The sequence below is a fragment of the Bacillus sp. B1-b2 genome, assembly GCF_009183415.1.
Classification (GTDB): Bacteria; Bacillota; Bacilli; order Bacillales; family Cytobacillaceae; genus Niallia.
In genome coordinates this window covers 123,591-143,572 of the sequence record NZ_WEHU01000009.1, presented here as the reverse complement: position 1 = coordinate 143,572, position 19,982 = coordinate 123,591, and the positions used below count along the sequence as shown (strand labels likewise).

Below are 19,982 nucleotides of genomic sequence, written 5' to 3'. Positions count from 1 at the left end.
TGGTGCTCCGCAGTGAGGACAGAAATAGAAAAAATCTCAGTTGTAGGATGAAAATAGTTAATTTTCCCCCTTTATCCATTCTGTAAAAAGTAGGAAAGAATAGATTGAAGGTAGCTAGCGGAAAATAGAATGTAAGCAAAAAAGGAGTTGAAATTTAAATGGCAAAGCGAAAAGCAGAGCATGATGTGGTTGAAAAATATAGCAAAACACCAAAGAAAAATACACAAGAGACTGAGTTCTCAGCAGAGTTTTCGGGTGAAGAAAACCCAATGAAGGGTGCAAATAGAAATTCAAAACATGGCAGGGAGGAAAGATAATATGAGTAAAAAGAAAGCAAATAAAAAAGAAGCAGCTACAAATGTAGAATTTGGACAAGAGTTTGGTGACGTAAACGCAAGTAAAATGTTTGATACAGCTCCGCTTACAAAAGATCGAGTGAAAAGTAAAGCTGGAAAAAGTAAATAAAATAAAGAAGAAAAGCTAATCCAAGAGAACAATGGATTAGCTTTATCTTTTACAGTTTTATTTTATTTTGAGAAATATCTAGCCATTTTTTAAGTTTCGATCCTTTTAACTCAATAATTGGTTGAGTTAGCGAAATAATCATGTTACTGGAAAGAAACATGGTTAATAAGAGAGAAACAATAACAATCATGATATAGTAATTTGGTGATTCAAATATTTCAGGAAGATGACTTTCTCTAAATATTCGTATAATAAACCCATGCAATAAATAAACATATAATGTGTATTTACCAAACTTGGTGAAAAAGTATTCTTTTTTAGGTACACAAGCGAAAAAACAGAAAATCATGATAAAGCTTAACAAATAGAAGCAAATACGAATACCCATTCCTACTATAATGCCTTCCCCTAAAGCTTCATAAGACTTAGACCCAAATAACCATTGGTAGTTAATAAATGGATAGAGATGAAACCCAATAAATACACTTAAGAAAATGATAATAGAACAAACTCGTGCAAATTTAGATTGAACAAGTTGAAAATGTTCTTTTTTCATATAAAACCCAATAAGAAAGATAGGAAAAAATACAAAAGTTCTTGTTAAGCTCAGATAACTAGAGGTCCATTCAAAGCATCCAATCAAAAGTCCTAAAACTAACGCAATCATTATCCCCAAAATGGGCTTTAGCTTCGCGAAATAAAGTAAGAAGATATTCCAAAAAAATAAACTAACCAAAAACCATAATGACCAATGAGGAGATAAAGGTTCAATTTTAATAGTGGATTTACCGTATAAATAATAGTAGAAAACACTATAAACCAATTGAAAGATTAGGTATGGTACAATTAGCCTTTTTACATATTTTCTTACATATCCTTTTTCAGCAATGCCTTTCGCAAAGAAACCTGAAACCAAAATAAACGCTGGCATATGAAAAGTATAAATAACTTTATAAAGCGTATATATATTTTCATTATCATTGATAAAAGATTGGATAAAATGTCCAAAAACAACAAAAAAGATTAAGAAGAATTTTGCATTGTCAAAGTAGTAATCTCTTCCTTTCATTTACACAACCCTTTCTATTTCAGAGTAAATCCTATTCTCTTATATATCACAAAATCAATATTTTTAGTCTCGATTCATTAAAGTGTTAACGAAAAAACCTGAAAATAACACATAATTGAAAAAGAGTGTTATTTTTGTTTCTTAAAATAAATATGTTGCTTCTCTTCCATATTATTAGTGGTGAACCTGAATTTTTACTTAACTTGGCTATACGCCATAACTCAAGTCCTAATTTTTTGATAACTAAAGGAGTTTTCAAATAATTGTAGAATTATGTAAACAATATGTTGTTGGGGGAGGGGTATCCATGAGCGGAATATCCTATACAGAAGAAAATAGCTTTTTACGAAAAAGGATTAAAGAACTAGAGGAAGAAAATGCAAAGCTGCGTCATAAAAGTTCAATAGAAAATAATAGGTTAGGTTTTGTGCTATTTAATTATAAAGGAGTTATTTTAGATATTAGCCCATCTCTATGTTCTCAATTTTTGGTGAAGCAAGAAGATGTTATTGGGAGAAATATTACTCATTTTATTGAGCAGGAAGAAAGATACATGGTAAGAGAGCGTATACGTAAATTGTCTAAATCTTCATTTAGAGAACCTTTTCATCATATTCTGCCTATTTCTATTAGAAGGAAGAAACAATACTTAGAAATGATAACAGCCCCTCTACCAGAAAGCGCTGGTTATATTACTATTATAGGTAATGTAACAAGAGAAGTAGAAGAAAATCAAAAGAGAGATAAGAAGGAAGTGCTATACAATGAATTTTTTACAGAGGCGCTTGATGGAATAGTTCTTTGGAGTGAAACTGGAAATATTACGGCAGCTAATCGCTCTGCATTAAAAATATTTGAAAGTACGCTGGAAAATATGCTTCAATCAAAAATTAGTGATTACGTATATAAAAAAGATGAAAAATACATGCAGATGATTATAGATCTATACAAAACAAAATCCAATCGAGAAGAACTTCTATTTCTAATGCCTAATGGACAAAAGAAAATATTAGAATTTACCACTAAGCTTCATTCTGTTGAAGGCTTACATATGAGTATTTTTCGCAATGTAACAGAAAGATACAAAATGGAGCAGGCACTAAGAGAAAGTAAAGTGAAGTTTGAAAGTATTTTCGAAGAAGTATTTGATGGAATTATTATATGGGATGAAAACTACCAGATTAAAGATATGAATAAAGCAGCAGAGAGATTACTTAATGAACAGAAGGAAGAGGTTGTTGGAAGACATTTATTAGAGTATCTTCCACCTGGGAAGTCTATTAGCGAGGATATAAAAATAAAAATCATGAAGCTAAATGAAACAGGTCAAAATAGAGGTATTTATACCGTGCAGCTTCCAAATAGAAGAGAAGAAGCACAATTTGAATATCGAAACAAACATAAAATTTATGATGGATTAAGTATTACTACTTTAAGAGATATAACGGAGTATGCTGTATTAGAAGAGCAGTTAAGAAAATCCTCCACATTAAATGTGGTAGGCGAATTAGCTGCAGGTATTGCTCATGAAATAAGAAATCCGATGACAGCATTAAAAGGCTTTATTCAGCTTTTAGAGAGTGGTACAGTTTCAAAAGGAAATGAAATGTATTTCTCTGTTATTAAATCAGAACTGAATAGAATAGAATCCATTGTGAATGAGTTTTTATTACTTGCAAAACCTCAAACCGTACAATTTGTAAAAAGTAATATTGTTCAAATTATGAATGAAACGATTGAATTACTAAATGCCCAAGCAGTATTACACAATGTACAGTTTCAGAAGGAAATTGATACACTACAACCTTCTATTTATTGTGAACCAAATCAAATGAAAAAAGTCTTTATTAATATTATAAAAAATGCAATTGAAGTGTTAGAGGATGGTGGGAATATTAAGGTTAGTATGCAGTATAAAGAGCAAGAAAATTATTATCATATAAAAATAACTGATAATGGAAAAGGGATGAGTAAGGAAAAAATAGAGAGACTAGGAGAACCATTTTATACGACTAAAGAGAAGGGAACAGGGTTAGGGCTTTTAGTTTCCTATCAAATAATTGAAGAGCATAAAGGGAGAATGGAAGTGGAATCTGAGGTAGGTGTAGGCACTACCTTTCATATATATCTTCCTAATCAGTATAAAGAAACGTAAAGAAAAGGGTATTTTTTCGGGGAAAATAATTGAAGCACCGATTGACATAAGGTGCTAATTTTATTATCATCTAATTAGATAAACATGAAATTAGGTGAGCTTATGCAATTAGATAAAATGGTTGCCTTTTATAAAACAATTGGTGATCCAACAAGAATCAAGATAATTTCCTTATTGGCAAATCGCCCTTGGCATGGTCAAGGTTTAGCAGAAAAATTAGGATTAACTGCACCAACTATCACTCATCATCTAAAGAAATTAAGAGAGATTAATGTTGTTTATGAAAGAAGAGATAAGAATACTATTTACTTTTATTTAAATCAGTCTGTATTACTACAACAAACAGAAAGTTTACGGAAACTAGTAACGGAGGATGATAGTACTATGTCTATCACGAAAGAAGAGGAAGCGAAGATAATAGCTAATTTCTTTACAGAGGAAGGAAGGTTAAAAAATATACCTTCTCAAAGAAAAAAGAAATTAATCATATTTAAGCAATTATTAAAAGGACTAGAGTTTGGAAAAAAATATCAGGAAAAGGAGTTGAATGAATATATAAAAAAATATTTTGATGACTATGCAACCATTAGAAGAGAATTTATTATCAATCATTTTATGTATCGAGAAAATAGTATTTATGAACTTAACCCAGAAGAAATGTGGGCAAAGTAAGAGAGAAGGGGAGTTACTATAAATTCTGATAGAAACTCCTCTTGCAAGAAAATGGACTTATTTATAAAATTCAGGTTTTCGATCAGCAAAAATAGGGATCATTTTTCGTACTTCTTTTACTTTTCCTAAATCAACAGAGGCAGTGAGTATTTCTTCTGATTCCCCAGCTTCTGCCACAATATCTCCCCATGGGTCAATAATCATGCTATGTCCTGCAAATACATTATTAGGATCCTTTCCAACTCGATTACAAGCAATAATATAGCATTGATTTTCTATTGCACGGGCAATTAACAAACTGCGCCAATGATCTAATCTTGGTTTTGGCCACTCTGCCACTACAAAAATCGCCTCTGCTCCTTTTGTAGTATGCGTACGAATCCATTCAGGAAATCGAATATCATAACAAATCATACTAGCAAATGAATTCCCATCAAGTGTAAATATCCCTTCTGACTTTCCTGAATCTAGATATAAGTGCTCATCCATAAGTTGAAAAAGGTGAAGCTTATCATAGGTATGCACTACTTTTCCTGTTTTGTCTACAACGATTAGTGTATTGTATATTCCGTTTGCTGTTTTATTAGCTACAGATCCTCCAATAACATGTATCTGGTTTTTTATAGCTACCTCCTGAAGGAATGAAATGGTCTTTAGAGCATCTTTATCTGCAATAGTAGATAGATTTGTTAAATCATATCCTGTTGTCCATAGCTCTGGAAGAACGATTATATCACAATCATTTCCGATGGCTTCGTTCATTTTTGCTCTCGCTACTTGAAAATTCACATCAGGGCTTCCAAAGGCAATGTCCATTTGGATAATACTTATACGATAATTCATTTTTTCACCCTCTATTCAACTATTTCATCTTGCTTTATAATGGTATGCATCTAGCTTATGGTTATATTATAAAATACCATATTACGCCAAGAAAGAATAGAAGTATACTTGTAATTGTTAGAATAGTTTTAATTATAAAAAAGAAGGTGAAGAGATGAATGTTTATGATAAATCTAAATTACTAAACCAATTACCCGACCAGTTTTTTGCTTCATTAGTATTAAAAGTAAATCAATATATGGAAAAGGGGTATGATGTTATTAATTTGGGACAAGGAAATCCAGATCAACCAACACCATTACATATTGTAAAAAGCTTACAAAAAGCTGTAGAGAACCCATCTCATCATAAATACTCCCCATTTAGAGGTTATACCCATTTAAAGAAGGCAGTAGCTGAATTCTATCTTAGGGAATATGAGGTGGAAATTAATCCTAATACAGAAGTAGCCATTCTTTTTGGAGGAAAGGCTGGTTTAGTTGAAATACCTATCTGTTTATTAAATCCGGGTGATACTATTCTATTACCTGACCCTGGTTATCCAGATTATTTATCTGGTGCAACTCTAGTCCAAGCAGAAACAATCATGATGCCGTTAATGGAAGAAAATAACTTTTTGCCAGACTACTCAAAAATCCATCAAGAAGAATTAGAAAAAGCGAAGCTAATGTATTTAAACTATCCTAATAATCCAACTGGTGCAGTGGCAACAAATGAATTTTTTAAAGAGAGTGTTAAACTAGCAGATAAGTATCAAATATGTGTAGTACATGATTTTGCCTACGGGGCAATTGGTTTCGATGGAAAGAAGCCTTTGAGTTTTTTGCAATCAAAAGGGGCTAAAGACGTAGGAATTGAGATATATACTCTATCCAAAACATTTAATATGGCTGGCTGGAGAGTAGGATTTGCTATTGGGAATGAAAGTGTCATTTCAGCGATAAATTTATATCAAGATCATATGTATGTGAGTCTATTTGGTGCTATTCAAGAAGCAGCAGTTACAGCCTTAACAGAGTCGCAAGAATGTGTACAGGAGATGAATTTACTGTATCAACAAAGAAGAGATGTTTTAGTGAAGGGACTTAAGGAATTGGGTTGGGAAGTTACAGCTCCAGAAGGTTCATTTTTTGCTTGGTTAAAGGTGCCAAAGGGCTTTACTTCACAGCAATTTAGTGATTATTTATTAGAAGAAGCGCATATAGCTATGGCTCCTGGCTCAGGTTTCGGGCAATATGGGGAAGGTTATGTTCGAGTAGGCTTACTAACTTCAATAGAAAGAATACAGGAAGCGATAGACCGTATAAGTAGGCTGCCGATTTTTTCAGAGTTGAGATAAGTAACCATGCAAAAGGAAAGAGATAAGAGCGGAAAACCAACAAAATAAACCAGTTTCTAAGACGAAATAATCTTAGTTAAGATGAATAAAAAAAGGTAGTCCATTACACTTGAGACACTTGCTTTCCTCTATTTCTCGCGAAGTAGATTGTCTTCTTTTCTTTTTCATTAAACGATAAGGTTGGTTTTCATTGGTTGAAAAACATCCCAAACACTTTAACTTCTATGTCTACGGATTTCCATTCTATTACTTTCGACTTAGCCGAAGTTTGATTTTGTCGAATAAAGTGATAGGAAATATGATATTCTGAACCTTTTGTCCTATTTTCCTTTAGAAAATTGTCTAATATTGCGAATCTATTTACTTTTATATGGATTCTTGTAATAATTCTTCAAGTAAACATTATTTATTACGAATTTTTCTAAAGTATTGGAACGTGATTAGGAGGAAGAAAGGTGTATTGTAAGAAGGAAGATTTATTATTTTTAATACAAGAAAAAAGGGAGGTAATGATACAAACAGCAAAAGAAAAAGGAAGAGGACATGAAGAAACCATTAGATTAAGTCAAGAGTTGGATCAACTTATATACAAATATCAACTCAGTTTTCATGAAGAAAAAAGAAGAAAACAGCTTGTGAAAAATAAGCCTAATCTTAAAAGAATTATTTGGTCAAGAAAAAGTAGGTACAATATTAAAGAATATTCAGAGGTAATCTACTAATCTTTTATATATAAAAATGAATGGTGAAGGGTAATGGCAGTGTGTTACCTGTTTAAGCAAATCATCTAAATCAATGCCCTTCTAAACTATCCATTTTTTCTACAAGAGTAGTCCCCAATACAGCGATTCTTCTACACTTATTCGATAAGGCTTCATTATATCTATCAAAAGGTTATCCTTCATTATTTCTTAGGAAATACTATATCACTTGGAAAATTTGACAAAACTCTGTTCAGATTATATAATAATTTTGAATTCGAGATATTTTTGAAAAGGGAAGAAATAAAATGAAAGAAAAAGAAATTGAGCAATCATTAAAATTGTTTATTGTCTTATCACGGGCCTATCGTGCAATCAATGAAAATGTAAATAAATTAATTAGTACATATGGCCTGAATCCGACAGAGTTCGCTGTTATGGAGTTATTATACCATAAAGGAGATCAACCTTTACAGCAAATTGGCGGAAAGATTTTATTAGCAAGTGGAAGTATTACTTATGTTGTAGATAAACTGGAGGAAAAAGGTTATTTACGAAGAGTTGCTTGTCCGACAGACAGAAGAGTAACATTTGCTCAAATCACGGAGGAAGGGAAAAAGTTAATTGAAAATATTTTCCCTAATCATGAACAAAAAATCAATGACTTAATGTCAGAATTAACAACAGATGAGAAAAATACTGCAATTGAGCTTATTAAGAGACTGGGATTGTCAGCAGCAAGCAAGTGATAAGTTTAAGCAGTAAATAGTTTTATAAGTGATGTTTGTACATCACTTTTTTTTCGTTGTAAAACGATTTCATGTATAATAATTATTACAGGAATAGAAGAAGAGTAAATAATTTCTTCTAAAATAATAATAATTGGAGGTTGGATTATGAATTTTTCAGAATTTACATACGATAGACCAGATATGGAAGATTTCTCAGCTAAAATGAATGTTCTTTTGAAAGAGTTAGAAAATGCCGATCAAGTAGAGCAACAAATCGATGCAATCGAAAAAATAAATGTGTTACGTAATGATATTTCTACAATGTTTAATCTATGTTATATTCGTCATTCTGTTGATACAAATGATGAATATTATCAAAAAGAACAAGACTATATAGATGATATTTCTCCAAGAGTAGAGGGGTTAGTAACAAAATACTACCAAATACTTGTTCAATCTAAATTCCGTGATGAATTAGAGAAAAAATGGGGAAATCAGCTCTTTGCTTTAGCAGAAGCACAATTAAAAGTTTTCTCTGATGAAATAGTCGAATTATTGCAAAAAGAGAACAAGCTTTCCACAGAATATACAAAGTTAGTAGCCTCAGCTAAGATCATGTTTGAAGGAGAAGAGAGAACACTTGCTCAACTACAGCCTTTTACAGAATCAAAGGATCGTAGTGTCAGAAAAGCTGCAAGTACGGCTCGATTTGCTTTCTTTCAAGATAATGAAGAACAGTTAGATAGAATTTATGATGATATGGTAAAAGTACGAACAGAAATGGCTCATAAGCTAGGATATGAAAACTTTGTTGAACTTGGTTATTATCGTATGTATCGTACGGATTATAATGCAAATATGGTGGCAGCCTTTAGAGACCAAGTAAAAGAGTATATTGTGCCACTTGCTACGAAATTGAAAGAAAGACAGAAACAAAGAATTGATGTAGATTCTTTAAAGTACTATGACGAACCTTTTGAATACAAAACAGGAAATGCAGCTCCAAAAGGCGATCCTGATTGGATCATTGAAAATGGCCAAAAAATGTATAATGAACTATCAAAAGAAACAGGAACATTCTTCTCCTATTTAAGAGAAGCTGGATTAATGGATTTAGTAGCCAAAAAAGGGAAAGCAGGCGGGGGATACTGTACGTTTATTGAAAACTATAAGGCTCCATTTATTTTTTCTAACTTTAATGGTACATCTGGAGATATTGACGTATTAACACATGAAGCTGGGCATGCATTTCAAGTGTACTCTAGTGGCAAATTGGATGTGCCAGAATATTATTGGCCTACTTATGAAGCGGCAGAGATTCACTCAATGAGTATGGAGTTTTTCACTTGGCCATGGATGGATTTATTCTTTAAGGAAGATGTCGATAAATATAAATTTTCACATTTAAGCTCTGCTTTATTGTTCTTGCCATATGGTGTTTCTGTTGATGAGTTCCAGCATTGGGTCTATGAAAACCCAACTGCTACACCAATAGAAAGAAAACAGGCATGGAGAAATATAGAGAAAAAGTATAGCCCACATATTGATTATGATGGAAATGAGTATTTAGAGAACGGTGGTTTTTGGCAAAAACAAGGCCATATATTTAGCTCTCCTTTCTACTATATTGATTATACTTTGGCACAAATTTGTGCTTTCCAATTCTGGAAAAGATCTAGAGAAAATCAAGAAGATGCTTGGAAAGACTATGTAAAGCTGTGTGAACTAGGAGGTAGTATGCCTTTCACAGAACTTGTAAAAGAAGCTAACTTAATCTCGCCTTTTGAAGATGGATGTGTAGCATCTGTGATAGAAGAAATTGATACATGGTTAAGTTCAGTAGATGATAAGAAATTATAAAAAAATCGTGGGGTTATTCCCACGATTTTTTTTATAGAGAAACTCTTTCATTTTTATGTGGTGTTATCTTTACTTGACCATCTTCTAACACTGCACTAACTTCTTTCATTTCAGGATAATCCAGTATTACGTCTGCTAATGGATCTTCTAAGTGTTCCTGAATTACTCTTCTTAATGGACGAGCTCCAAAGTCAGGGTGAGTTCCAAGCTCCACTAATTTATCCTTTACCTCAGAGGTTACATGTAAGGTAATGTTTTGATCATTTAGTGTAGAGTAAAGCTCATCTAGTAAGATATCTGTTATACGGAGTAGATGCTCTTTTTCTAACTGCTTGAATTCTATGATAGCATCAAAACGATTTAGAAATTCTGGCTTGAAGAAGCTACCTAATGCTTGTAAAAGATTGGACTCTTCTAAAGCCAGATTATTACCAAATCCAACTACTTTTGCTTTTTGGCCAACACTTGCATTGCTTGTCATAATGATTACAGAATCTTTAAAGCTTACTGTTCTACCTTGGCTATCAGTTAAGCGCCCATCTTCTAAAATTTGCAGAAATATTGTTTGAATGTCAGGATGTGCTTTCTCAATTTCATCTAATAGAATGATGCTATAAGGATTTCTTCTTACTTTTTCTGTTAATTGCCCAGCTTCATCATGACCAACATAGCCAGGTGGTGATCCGATGATTTTACTAATACTATGTTTCTCCATATATTCACTCATGTCTAAACGAATCATACTTTCTTTTGTTCCAAATAATTCTTCAGCAAGTGTTTTAGTAAGCTCCGTTTTACCTACACCTGTTGGTCCGACAAATAAAAAGCTTCCGATAGGTCTGTTTTTCGCTTTTAAGCCAGCTCGGCTTCTTCTAATTGCTTTTGCAACTTTTTTTACTGCTTCTTCTTGCCCAATTACTTTAGATGCCAAGCTTTCATTTAATGTTTTCATTTTTTTCTGTTCATCTTCTTGTAATTTACCAACAGGAATACCTGTTTTCTTTTCAATAAGTTCTTGAATGAGCGATACATCAATAACTGGTTTTTCTTCTAATTTAGTTTCGTTTAAGGCACGCTCTAATTGCTGTTCTTCTTTACGTAACTCTGCTGCTTTTTCGTAGTTTTCTTCTTTTAATGCTAGATCTTTCTCTTTATTAATAGTTAATAAGCGAGTTTCAATTTCCTCTGTACTTTGGTAGGTTGAGGAAAGATTCACTTTTGAACCGGCTTCATCCATTAAATCGATGGCTTTATCTGGTAGGAATCGATCTTGAATATAGCGGTCAGAAAGCTCCACACATGCTCTTATCGCATCTTCTGTATATAAGACTTCATGAAAGGTTTCATAACGATCTTTTAACCCATTTAGGATGAAAATAGCTGATTCAGCAGAAGGCTCACTTACTTGCACAGGCTGAAATCTACGTTCTAATGCAGCATCTTTTTCAATTTGTCGGTACTCTTTTAGGGTCGTTGCTCCAATGATATGAAGTTCTCCGCGAGCAAGTGCAGGTTTAAGGATATTACTAGCATCCATTGATCCTTCTGCAGAGCCAGCACCAACTATTTGATGTATTTCATCAATAAAAACAATAACATTCTTTCTTTGCTGTATCTCTTGAATAACTTGTTTCATTCTTTCCTCGAATTGTCCTCTAATGCCTGTATTTGTAACAAGAGAAGCGACATCTAATAAATATATTTCTTTATTTTGAAGCTTTTTCGGAACAATTCCTTCTGCAATTTTAAGTGCTAGACCTTCCGCAATGGCTGTTTTTCCGACACCAGGTTCGCCGATCAATACAGGGTTATTTTTGTTTCTACGATTAAGAATTTCAATAACACGATTAATTTCTTCTTCTCTACCAATAACAGGATCAATAAGACCTGCATTTGCTAGATGGTTTAAATTCTTTCCATATTTATCAAGGATACCATCTTTATTTATATTCTTATTCATGGTCGCTTGATTAGCTGATTTATATGAGCCAGTTTGATTAGATTGGCTTAATGATTTATATAATTCATCGAAAGGGAAGGAGTGAAAACCGATTGGATTAGTTTGTGTCATTTTTTGTTTTTCTGTTTGATAGCAAGAATGGCACAGATTTATCATGTGTTCATGGTTGTTCACTACATATCTTACACTTACGTTTGCTTGTTTTTCTTGGCAAATTTGACAGTTCATCATAAATCCTCCTTTAAATCTTTGACTAAAGTTGACCTTTTGTAATTATGATTATACTTTGACCTTTTTTGACTTTCAAGAATTTTGCTTGTGTTTACATTGTGAATTTATGGAAATACGTTAATTTGTTATTTTTTAATAAAATAGTTTTAAAGTTCCTGAAAAGCTCGTCATTGTTTGTCCATTTCTACATATAGTTGATGTAGGGAGGGAAGTCAGTGAAAAATAAATGGAGCGCTTGCATACAACTGGCAGCAGTATATGTTGGAACAGTAGTAGGAGCTGGATTTGCAACTGGTAGAGAAATAGTTGTCTTTTTCTCACAATATGGATTCTATGGTTTAATAGGAATATTAATAAGCGGCATCATTTTTGCTTATTTTGGATCAAAATTAATGCGAATTTCTGTAAGAATAAAAGCCACTTCATATCAGCAATTTACCGTCTATCTGTTTGGAAAGTATATAGGGAATATTATAAATCTTGCATTATTGCTTATGTTAATTGGGGTTTGTGCAGTCATGTTTTCTGGTGCGGGAGCTGTGTTTGAAGAACAGCTCGGAATTAATAAAACGTTTGGTGTGCTTTTTACCATTGTGCTGGCTCTAATGGTTATGATGGTAGGTACGAAGGGGCTTTTTGCGGTTAATACATTTGTTGTGCCAATCATGATTAGCTTTAGTCTCATATTATTTATACTATCTGTTAATTTGCCTGGATTTGGTGAGAAGATTTTCCTCTTTCAGGACGTTAGCTTAAAAATGTTTACATCACCGTTTTCCTATAGTGCTTTAAATTTAGCCTTATCCATTGCAGTACTTGTTCCGGCCGCTACAGAAATTGGCGATGAAGAAGTAGTGAAGTGGGGAGGAATAATTGGTGGAATAGCTTTAATGTTAATACTTATATCAAGTCATTTTTCCTTAATGATGCTTTCTGATGTAGAACAATTCTCTATCCCTATGGCTACTATTATGAAAACATTAGCTCCACAACTTTCTTGGGTTTATATATTAGTTATTTATGGAGAGATTTTCACATCTGTAATTGGAAATATTTACGGATTAGAAAGACAATTAAGAAGCTACATTCCATTACCAAGCATCGTTATTATTGGAGGGATTATTTTAGTTTCTTATCTTATTAGTTTTGTTCAATATGGTACTTTATTATCTTGGTTATATCCTGTATTTGGCTACATAAGTTTACTATTTTTACTGTTTTTATGGATTAAACCATTACCTGAAAGAAGATAAAGATAATAATTATTTAATAGGTTTGAGGGGGCCTGAAAGAAATGGTCCTTCAGCTTGTAGGAAAAGCAATCAGAAAGATAAAATATAATTTTCAGCCAGGTGGTTGTAGTGGAAGTGGGGAAACTCCTGTGTGATCTGGGAGGAAACACCAAGTCAATGGAAGGGTTTCTCGACAGCCTAAGGGACCATTAAAAATAATGGTCCCTAAACTAAACTTATATTTTAATTAATCAATGCCTGTAATGGGGAAGGTATTCTTCCTGCGCGATTAATTAATTTGGCAGAACTAAATGGGTTGACTCCCATAACGGGTGCTCTTCCTAATAAGCCTCCAAATTCTACTATTTCGCCTTCTTTCTTACCTGGAACAGGAATAACGCGGACAGCAGTTGTTTTTTTATTTATCATACCGATTGCTGCTTCGTCTGCTATAATGGCAGATAAAGTTTCCGCACTTACGTCTCCTGTTAGTGCAATCATATCTAATCCAACAGAACAAACACATGTCATTGCTTCTAGCTTTGATAGAGTAAGACTCTCATCAAGTATTCCTCGGATCATCCCGTTATCTTCACTTACTGGTATAAATGCACCACTTAATCCGCCAACATAGCTACTTGCCATAGCGCCGCCTTTTTTTACTGCATCATTCATTAATGCGAGTGCTGCTATTGTACCGTGAGTACCTACACGTTCTAGTCCAATTTCTTCTAGAATTTCGGCAACACTATCGTTTACGGCATTTGTTGGAGCAAGAGATAAATCCATGATTCCAAATGGGACGTCCAATCGCTCTGCGACTACTCTGCCAATTAATTCACCAGCTCTCGTAATTTTGAAAGCTGTTTTCTTAATGATTTCAGATACTTCTCCAAGGTCGGCATCAGGATATTTTTTTAACGCACTTAACACTACTCCTGGCCCACTAACTCCGACATTAAGAACTACTTCGCCTTCGCCAGCTCCATGAAAAGCACCTGCCATAAATGGGTTGTCTTCCACAGGATTACAAAAAACTACCAGCTTGGCACAAGCTAATCCATTTTGGTCCTTTGATAACTCAGCAGCTTGCTTAAGTACCTTACCCATTGTTTTAACAGCATCCATATTTATACCAGACCGAGTAGAGCCAACAGAAACAGAAGCACAAACACGATCTGTTACAGTCAAAGCCGTAGGGAGAGCATCCAACAAAGTTTGGTCACCTTTAGCAATCCCTTTATGTACAAGTGCAGAAAAGCCACCAATAAAATCTACATGTAAATCTTTGGCTGCTTTATCTAGTGTTTTAGCTAACGTTATAGCTTGTTCAACTGTAGAATTTCCTAAAATTTCTGCAATAGGCGTAATGGATATACGTTTATTAATAATAGGGATTCCGTATTCCTTTTCCACAGCGTTTGCGACTGTAGTTAATTCACGTGCATAGTTTGTAATTTTATCATAAACTGCTTGGTTCATTTTATTAAAATCTGAATCTGCACAATCATATAAGCTTATACCCATTGTTACTGTTCTTATATCTAAATTTTCCATTTGTACCATATTAATTGTTTCCATCATTTCATTTAAAGCAATTTTCATCATCATTACCTTCCTTCTTATACACGGTGCATGGATTGAAAGATTTCTTCTAACTGTATATTAATCTTTAAATGAAGCTCGTTGCTTAACTCATCTAACTGCTTTCTTAACTCATCTAGATTTTCTTTATCAGAAATATCCACTAACATCATCATGGTAAAGAAATCTTGGAGAATGGTTTGACTAATGTCTAAAATGTTGATGTTGTTATTGGAAAGAATAGTGGTAACCTTACTAATTATGCCGACTTGATCCTTACCAATTACACTAACGACTGCCCTACGTTGTTGAGTCATTTTTTCACCTCATTATTTTGTTTATCTCCTGAAATAATCAGAGAGAGTATAGCTTTTAGCTAAATATGTATGGAGAAATAAAACCCCATTACTTAAATGAAAAGAGTGCTTAAGTAAGACTTTAATAGGTCTCTTTTTAAAGGAGTACTATTTTAGATTACTTAAAACAAGTTTAGCCCTTAAAGCATGGATAACAATCCGCTTTAAGGGCTAAGAAAAACCTCTTTACATGTAGTAAGTAATGGTTAATCTTCTGTCCTTTTACCTGAGATTGTGAATCCTTCGGTGCCGTTCTATAAAGATACGGTCTCTCCAGAAGCTGCTCCAGTTATAGTGTGATCCATAACATTCATAGCACGCTATTATTTAAAATATAAAATGATGTTAACAGTTTTTTTCTATCTGGTCAAATGATTATTTTTTATTTCGAAAACTCAGATAATACATATATTAGTCATTTGGATAAAAGAAAGTTTATTGCTTATGATAAGAATAAGGATGGAGGTGATTATATGTCTAAAGCTAAAAGAGAACAAGAGAGAGAATGGACTGTACGTAAACAAAAGCAAAAACCACATGGTAAAGTTAAAACAAAGAAGGAGCTAGCAGAAGAGTAGTTTCTTCCTTATTATATATGTAATTAAAGCGGATACAAAAAAAGAAGTCATAGAAGGAATACACATCCTTTTTGACTTCTTTCCTTTAAAAACTTATTTTATGATACGATAGTTTTTATGGTTAACAACTGTTCTTTGCTCTAGCTCTAGGTCACGATAATTGTTCATATATGTTAAATCGACAATCACTGAATTTTCATTTACTTTTTCAACAATTCCTTGCAGTCCTCTAAACTCAATGATATTACCAACCTCGGCTCTTTTCACTAGCAATCTCTCCTTGTCATCCCAGTTTTATTTATAGAATCTGTCTAACAATAAATAACTCTATTATTAGAGCGTATTCGCAAAGTGTAATGAACGTTCCATTTGAATATTTTATGTATACGTAATAGATGGATACACATGTACTAAATAGTTTAAGAGAATAATATTTAGTCATAATATTATATTCCCAGTAAAAAAAGAAGAGAAATATCACTTTAACTGGAAATAAAGAATCAAAATTGATTAGAAGCTATTATAACATAATTATCTGAATTATACATAAGATAAAGTTTGAATTAAGAAAACTTTAGGAAAAATTTACAATCGAAAGATTTTACTTTGCATCATCAAGGAATTATTTTAAAATATGAAGAAATGTAAGCATTAAATGGAAGGAGTATTTGAATGGAAAATACAGCAATCGAACAAGTATTAAATCAGCTACAATCAAAGGAATTAGAATCATATAGAGTCGGAAAAAATGATTTTTTGACATTTCGTGCAGTATTAGTAAAAAGGGAAGATTTTAAACATTTTAGAGGAATTGCAGAAATTGGTGGAGATGTTACCTATTCCTATTTAGATGAACCGAGAAGCTGATTAAACAATTGAATAGCTTGCTTAAATATAAACTGTAGACAGACTTCCATAGAGGGAGTAGGAGAAGAGGTCTACAGTTTTTTGGATATCAATTTCTTCTATTAACCTACGACTATCAAAGAAAATAGGATTAGATTAAATGATTTTTCAAAAGGTATAATACTCCATTTACAAAATACTTATTGTTTATTTTGCCTGGAATGTTTTTTTAATAATTCTATTATCCTTTGTTTAGAATCAGTGGAGTCATTACCTTTAAACCCATAGAGAAAACTAGTAGCGAGTTTCTTTTTCCATATTATTTGCCCTGGCAAGGACATGTTCTCTTCATTCAGAATGAATTCTAATATTAAAGAAGAATGATTCGCGTTGATCGGTAAATCAAACTCTGAGTGAAAGCGTAATCCATTTGGACTTATATCATGCACATACGCTTTTCCTTTTTGAGAACTTATTGTTGAATGATCATCCTGTTGGTTAAAAGTAAATTCTGCTTCAATATGTTCATTAAATTGATAACGAAAAGATTCATGACGTTTATATCTCATATGTACACCCCTTAACTACGAAGAACAATATGTTTCATAATAAAACTTTTTTGTCATATAATTCAAGTGCTTTTGTGATGAGAGAATTGAGTTAGGAAGATATATGAAAAAAATTCACAAAGATTTCATTATTTATTAAGCTACTATATATATTATTTAATACTATTGTTAATTATTTTGTATGGATTGATAATTTTTGATTGTCTTGAATTAAAAGAAATGCTATCCTTTGTTTTGAGATGTATTTATATAAACTTAACTTGTCTACATATTTTAATCTATATTATTACATTTTCTTATGAATTTTAGAAAATGCTAGTAATGAGTTGTATACGAAGTGCTCTTTGTTGCTTAACAATACTATTACTTAATAAGGTGCTTTCAGTTTACAATGGTAGGAATAAAGTTATATATTAATTATGGATAAGCAAGAGTTTTCCTTTGCTTTTTGGGCTTTTAAGTTTAACTAAGTATACGAAATTGTTCACATCTTATTTAAATTATTTTGAAGGAGTTTGATTCATTTATGTTAGAAAAACAATTTAAAGTGATTGCAGATACAGGAATTCATGCAAGACCAGCTACATTATTAGTACAAGCTGCAAGCAAATTTGATGCAGATATTCAATTAGAGTACAAAGATAAAAAAGTAAATCTTAAATCTATCATGGGTGTTATGTCTTTAGGTATTGGCCAAGGTGCAGAAATTAAAATTATTGCTGACGGTAGCGATGAGCAAGAAGCTATTAACGGATTACAAGAAACTTTAAACAAAGAAGGTTTAGCAGAATAATGAGTTTCTTACAAGGAATTGCCGCATCTAGTGGAATAGCCATTGCCAAAGCTTATCGCCTAGTAGAACCTGATCTTTCTTTTGAAAAAACGACTGTAGCTGATGCTGACTTGGAAATCAACCGTTTTCAAGAAGCTTTAAGCAAAGCGAAAGGCGAATTAGAAGCTATTCGTGAAAAAGCACATAACGAACTTGGAGCTGATAAAGCTGCTATCTTTGAAGCACATTTATTAGTTTTAAGTGATCCAGAATTAATCACACCTATTGAAGATAAAGTGAAAGCAGAACTTGTTAATGCAGAAGTTGCATTAAAAGAAACGACTGATATGTTTATCACGATGTTCGAATCAATGGATAATGAGTATATGAAAGAAAGAGCTGCTGATATCCGTGATGTGACAAAACGTGTTATGTCTCATCTTTTAGGCGTACACTTAGCTAACCCAAGCATGATTTCTGAAGAAGTAATTGTAGTAGCAGAAGATTTAACTCCTTCTGATACAGCACAGCTTAACCGTCAGTTTGTTAAGGGTTTCACAACAGACATCGGTGGTCGTACATCTCACTCTGCTATTATGGCTCGTTCTTTAGAAATTCCAGCAGTAGTTGGAACGAAAAAAGCAACAGAAGAAATTAACAATGGCGATTTAGTTATTGTTGACGGATTAAAAGGTGAAATCCATATTAATCCAACTCCAGAAGTAGTAGCTAGTTATGAGAAAACAGCTGCTCAATATGAAGAACAAAAAGCAGAATGGGCCAAGCTTGTTAATGAAAAAACAGTAAGCTCTGACGGCGTTCATGTTGAACTTGCTGCTAACATTGGAACACCAAATGACTTAGAGGGTGTAGTAAACAATGGTGGAGAAGCTGTAGGTCTATATAGAACTGAATTCTTATACATGGGAAGAGACCAACTTCCAACAGAAGATGAGCAGTTTGAGTCTTACAAAGCGGTATTAGAAGGCATGAAAGGTAAACCAGTTGTTGTTCGTACATTAGACATTGGTGGAGATAAAGAACTTCCATATCTTGATCTTCCAAAAGAAATGAACCCATTCTTAGGTTTCCGTGCTATTCGTCTATGCTTAGAAGAGCAAGATATTTTCCGTACACAGCTTCGTGCATTATTGCGTGCAAGCTCATACGGAAACTTGAAAATCATGTTCCCGATGATCGCTACATTAAATGAGTTCCGTGCAGCAAAAGCTTTACTTGAAGAAGAAAAAGCTAATTTACTTGCTGAAGGCGTTACAGTAGCGGAGAAAATTGAATTAGGAATCATGGTTGAAATTCCATCTACAGCTGTCCTTGCAGATCAATTTGCAAAAGAAGTAGACTTCTTCAGTATTGGTACAAATGATTTAATCCAATACACAATGGCTGCAGACCGTATGAATGAGCGTGTTTCATACCTTTACCAACCATATAACCCATCAATCCTACGTCTAATTAAAATGGTTATTGATGCAGCTCATAAAGAAGGTAAATGGGCAGGTATGTGTGGAGAAATGGCTGGAGATGAGACTGCAATTCCATTGTTATTAGGTTTAGGTTTAGATGAGTTCTCTATGAGTGCAACATCTATCTTAAAAGCTAGATCACAAATCCTACAGCTATCTAAAGCAGAAATGCAAGAATTAGCTGCAAAAGCACTTCAAATGTCCACTACTGAGGAAGTTATGGAAGCTGTTAAGGCTGCTACAAAACTTTCTTAATAAAGTGGTTTAGCAAATTTATATAGGGGGAAAAATAAAAATAGCAATAGCTACTTAATTTGTTAGCTTAACGCTATTCTCATTTTTCCCCTTATGAACTGACTAGAGAATTCTAGTCAGTTTTTTTATTGAATTTAAATAATTTAGGGTTGATATGATATGAAAGTGGGAAGCTATTAAAGGAACTGCAAATATTTTTGGATTATTTTAATTATGTTAAGGGAAGTAAATTGTTAGGAGTTAAGTATTATTTTCTGGCATAATGTAAAAAAGGGGTAGC

Annotated in this window: 20 protein-coding genes and 1 riboswitch; of the genes, 13 read left to right on the top strand and 7 right to left on the bottom strand. The window is 33.0% G+C overall.

Going from position 1 to position 19,982, the window contains the following annotated elements; translation table 11 throughout:
- The first annotated feature begins 158 nt into the window (after positions 1–158).
- Both F9279_RS25170 and F9279_RS25165 read left to right on the top strand, forming a co-directional pair.
- Positions 159–317, top strand: a complete 159-nt coding sequence (locus F9279_RS25170; RefSeq protein ID WP_193224538.1) for a hypothetical protein — start codon at positions 159–161, stop codon at positions 315–317.
- A gap of 1 nt (position 318) precedes the next feature.
- Positions 319–465 (top strand): hypothetical protein, encoded by a 147-nt coding sequence (locus F9279_RS25165; protein WP_193224537.1) that lies wholly within the window; start codon positions 319–321, stop codon positions 463–465.
- Positions 466–514: 49 nt separating this feature from the next.
- Here the strand turns inward: F9279_RS25165 and F9279_RS11005 are convergent, their stop codons facing one another.
- Positions 515–1,534 (bottom strand): acyltransferase family protein, encoded by a 1,020-nt coding sequence (locus tag F9279_RS11005; RefSeq protein WP_152112921.1) that lies wholly within the window; start codon positions 1,532–1,534, stop codon positions 515–517.
- Positions 1,535–1,841: 307 nt separating this feature from the next.
- Here F9279_RS11005 and F9279_RS11000 point away from each other — a divergent pair, with 307 nt between their 5' ends.
- Together F9279_RS11000 and F9279_RS10995 are read left to right on the top strand one after the other, a co-directional pair.
- Positions 1,842–3,689 carry a PAS domain-containing sensor histidine kinase gene (locus tag F9279_RS11000; RefSeq protein WP_152112919.1) on the top strand — a complete coding sequence of 616 codons (1,848 nt, stop codon included), beginning with the start codon at positions 1,842–1,844 and terminating at the stop codon, positions 3,687–3,689.
- 102 nt (positions 3,690–3,791) lie between these two features.
- Complete coding sequence (locus tag F9279_RS10995) at positions 3,792–4,361, top strand: metalloregulator ArsR/SmtB family transcription factor (RefSeq protein ID WP_152112917.1); 570 nt, start codon at positions 3,792–3,794, stop codon at positions 4,359–4,361.
- 57 nt (positions 4,362–4,418) lie between these two features.
- Here F9279_RS10995 and F9279_RS10990 read toward each other — a convergent pair whose 3' ends face one another.
- Positions 4,419–5,204: a carbon-nitrogen family hydrolase gene (locus F9279_RS10990; protein WP_152112915.1), complete on the bottom strand. Its 786-nt coding sequence runs from the start codon at positions 5,202–5,204 to the stop codon at positions 4,419–4,421.
- Positions 5,205–5,358: 154 nt separating this feature from the next.
- Between F9279_RS10990 and F9279_RS10985 the strand changes: the two genes are divergently transcribed.
- The 4 genes from F9279_RS10985 (at position 5,359) to F9279_RS10970 (ending at position 9,835) form a co-directional block, all read left to right on the top strand.
- Positions 5,359–6,543, top strand: a complete 1,185-nt coding sequence (locus F9279_RS10985; RefSeq protein WP_152112913.1) for a pyridoxal phosphate-dependent aminotransferase — start codon at positions 5,359–5,361, stop codon at positions 6,541–6,543.
- A 455-nt stretch (positions 6,544–6,998) separates the two neighbouring features.
- On the top strand, positions 6,999–7,265 hold the full coding sequence (locus tag F9279_RS10980) for an aspartyl-phosphate phosphatase Spo0E family protein (RefSeq protein WP_152112911.1): 267 nt from the start codon (positions 6,999–7,001) through the stop codon (positions 7,263–7,265).
- Between the two features lie 287 nt (positions 7,266–7,552).
- Entirely contained in the window at positions 7,553–7,993 is a 441-nt protein-coding gene (locus F9279_RS10975; RefSeq protein WP_152112909.1) for a MarR family winged helix-turn-helix transcriptional regulator, read from the top strand.
- 147 nt (positions 7,994–8,140) lie between these two features.
- Positions 8,141–9,835, top strand: a complete 1,695-nt coding sequence (locus F9279_RS10970; RefSeq protein ID WP_152112908.1) for a M3 family oligoendopeptidase — start codon at positions 8,141–8,143, stop codon at positions 9,833–9,835.
- A 31-nt stretch (positions 9,836–9,866) separates the two neighbouring features.
- Here the strand turns inward: F9279_RS10970 and F9279_RS10965 are convergent, their stop codons facing one another.
- On the bottom strand, positions 9,867–12,023 hold the full coding sequence (locus tag F9279_RS10965; protein ID WP_152113043.1) for an ATP-dependent Clp protease ATP-binding subunit: 2,157 nt from the start codon (positions 12,021–12,023) through the stop codon (positions 9,867–9,869).
- A gap of 218 nt (positions 12,024–12,241) precedes the next feature.
- Here F9279_RS10965 and F9279_RS10960 point away from each other — a divergent pair, with 218 nt between their 5' ends.
- Positions 12,242–13,279 (top strand): hypothetical protein, encoded by a 1,038-nt coding sequence (locus F9279_RS10960; RefSeq protein WP_152112906.1) that lies wholly within the window; start codon positions 12,242–12,244, stop codon positions 13,277–13,279.
- 222 nt (positions 13,280–13,501) lie between these two features.
- Here the strand turns inward: F9279_RS10960 and F9279_RS10955 are convergent, their stop codons facing one another.
- Both F9279_RS10955 and F9279_RS10950 read right to left on the bottom strand, forming a co-directional pair.
- On the bottom strand, positions 13,502–14,863 hold the full coding sequence (locus F9279_RS10955; RefSeq protein ID WP_152113041.1) for a PFL family protein: 1,362 nt from the start codon (positions 14,861–14,863) through the stop codon (positions 13,502–13,504).
- Positions 14,864–14,880: 17 nt separating this feature from the next.
- A complete protein-coding gene (locus F9279_RS10950) occupies positions 14,881–15,159 on the bottom strand; it encodes an ACT domain-containing protein (protein ID WP_152112904.1) in 279 nt (92 codons plus the stop codon).
- Positions 15,160–15,402: 243 nt separating this feature from the next.
- Positions 15,403–15,485, bottom strand: a riboswitch (glycine riboswitch).
- A 186-nt stretch (positions 15,486–15,671) separates the two neighbouring features.
- Here F9279_RS10950 and F9279_RS25680 point away from each other — a divergent pair.
- Complete coding sequence (locus F9279_RS25680; RefSeq protein ID WP_226793435.1) at positions 15,672–15,776, top strand: DUF6254 family protein; 105 nt, start codon at positions 15,672–15,674, stop codon at positions 15,774–15,776.
- Between the two features lie 93 nt (positions 15,777–15,869).
- On the opposite strand, the gene F9279_RS10945 is transcribed toward F9279_RS25680, so the two are convergent.
- Positions 15,870–16,043 (bottom strand): YkvS family protein, encoded by a 174-nt coding sequence (locus F9279_RS10945; RefSeq protein WP_065429081.1) that lies wholly within the window; start codon positions 16,041–16,043, stop codon positions 15,870–15,872.
- Positions 16,044–16,448: 405 nt separating this feature from the next.
- Between F9279_RS10945 and F9279_RS10940 the strand changes: the two genes are divergently transcribed.
- Positions 16,449–16,643, top strand: coding sequence for a hypothetical protein (locus F9279_RS10940; protein ID WP_152112902.1), 195 nt, complete (start codon positions 16,449–16,451; stop codon positions 16,641–16,643).
- A gap of 179 nt (positions 16,644–16,822) precedes the next feature.
- On the opposite strand, the gene F9279_RS10935 is transcribed toward F9279_RS10940, so the two are convergent.
- Positions 16,823–17,191 carry a PilZ domain-containing protein gene (locus F9279_RS10935; RefSeq protein WP_152112900.1) on the bottom strand — a complete coding sequence of 123 codons (369 nt, stop codon included), beginning with the start codon at positions 17,189–17,191 and terminating at the stop codon, positions 16,823–16,825.
- Between the two features lie 526 nt (positions 17,192–17,717).
- Between F9279_RS10935 and F9279_RS10930 the strand changes: the two genes are divergently transcribed.
- Both F9279_RS10930 and ptsP read left to right on the top strand, forming a co-directional pair.
- The gene (locus tag F9279_RS10930) at positions 17,718–17,984 is read left to right on the top strand and encodes a phosphocarrier protein HPr (protein ID WP_152112898.1); all 267 of its coding nucleotides are present in this window, start codon (positions 17,718–17,720) and stop codon (positions 17,982–17,984) included.
- On the top strand, positions 17,984–19,702 hold the full coding sequence (ptsP, locus tag F9279_RS10925) for a phosphoenolpyruvate--protein phosphotransferase (protein ID WP_152112896.1): 1,719 nt from the start codon (positions 17,984–17,986) through the stop codon (positions 19,700–19,702). Before F9279_RS10930 ends, ptsP begins: the two co-directional genes overlap by 1 nt.
- The last annotated feature ends 280 nt before the right edge of the window (positions 19,703–19,982 follow it).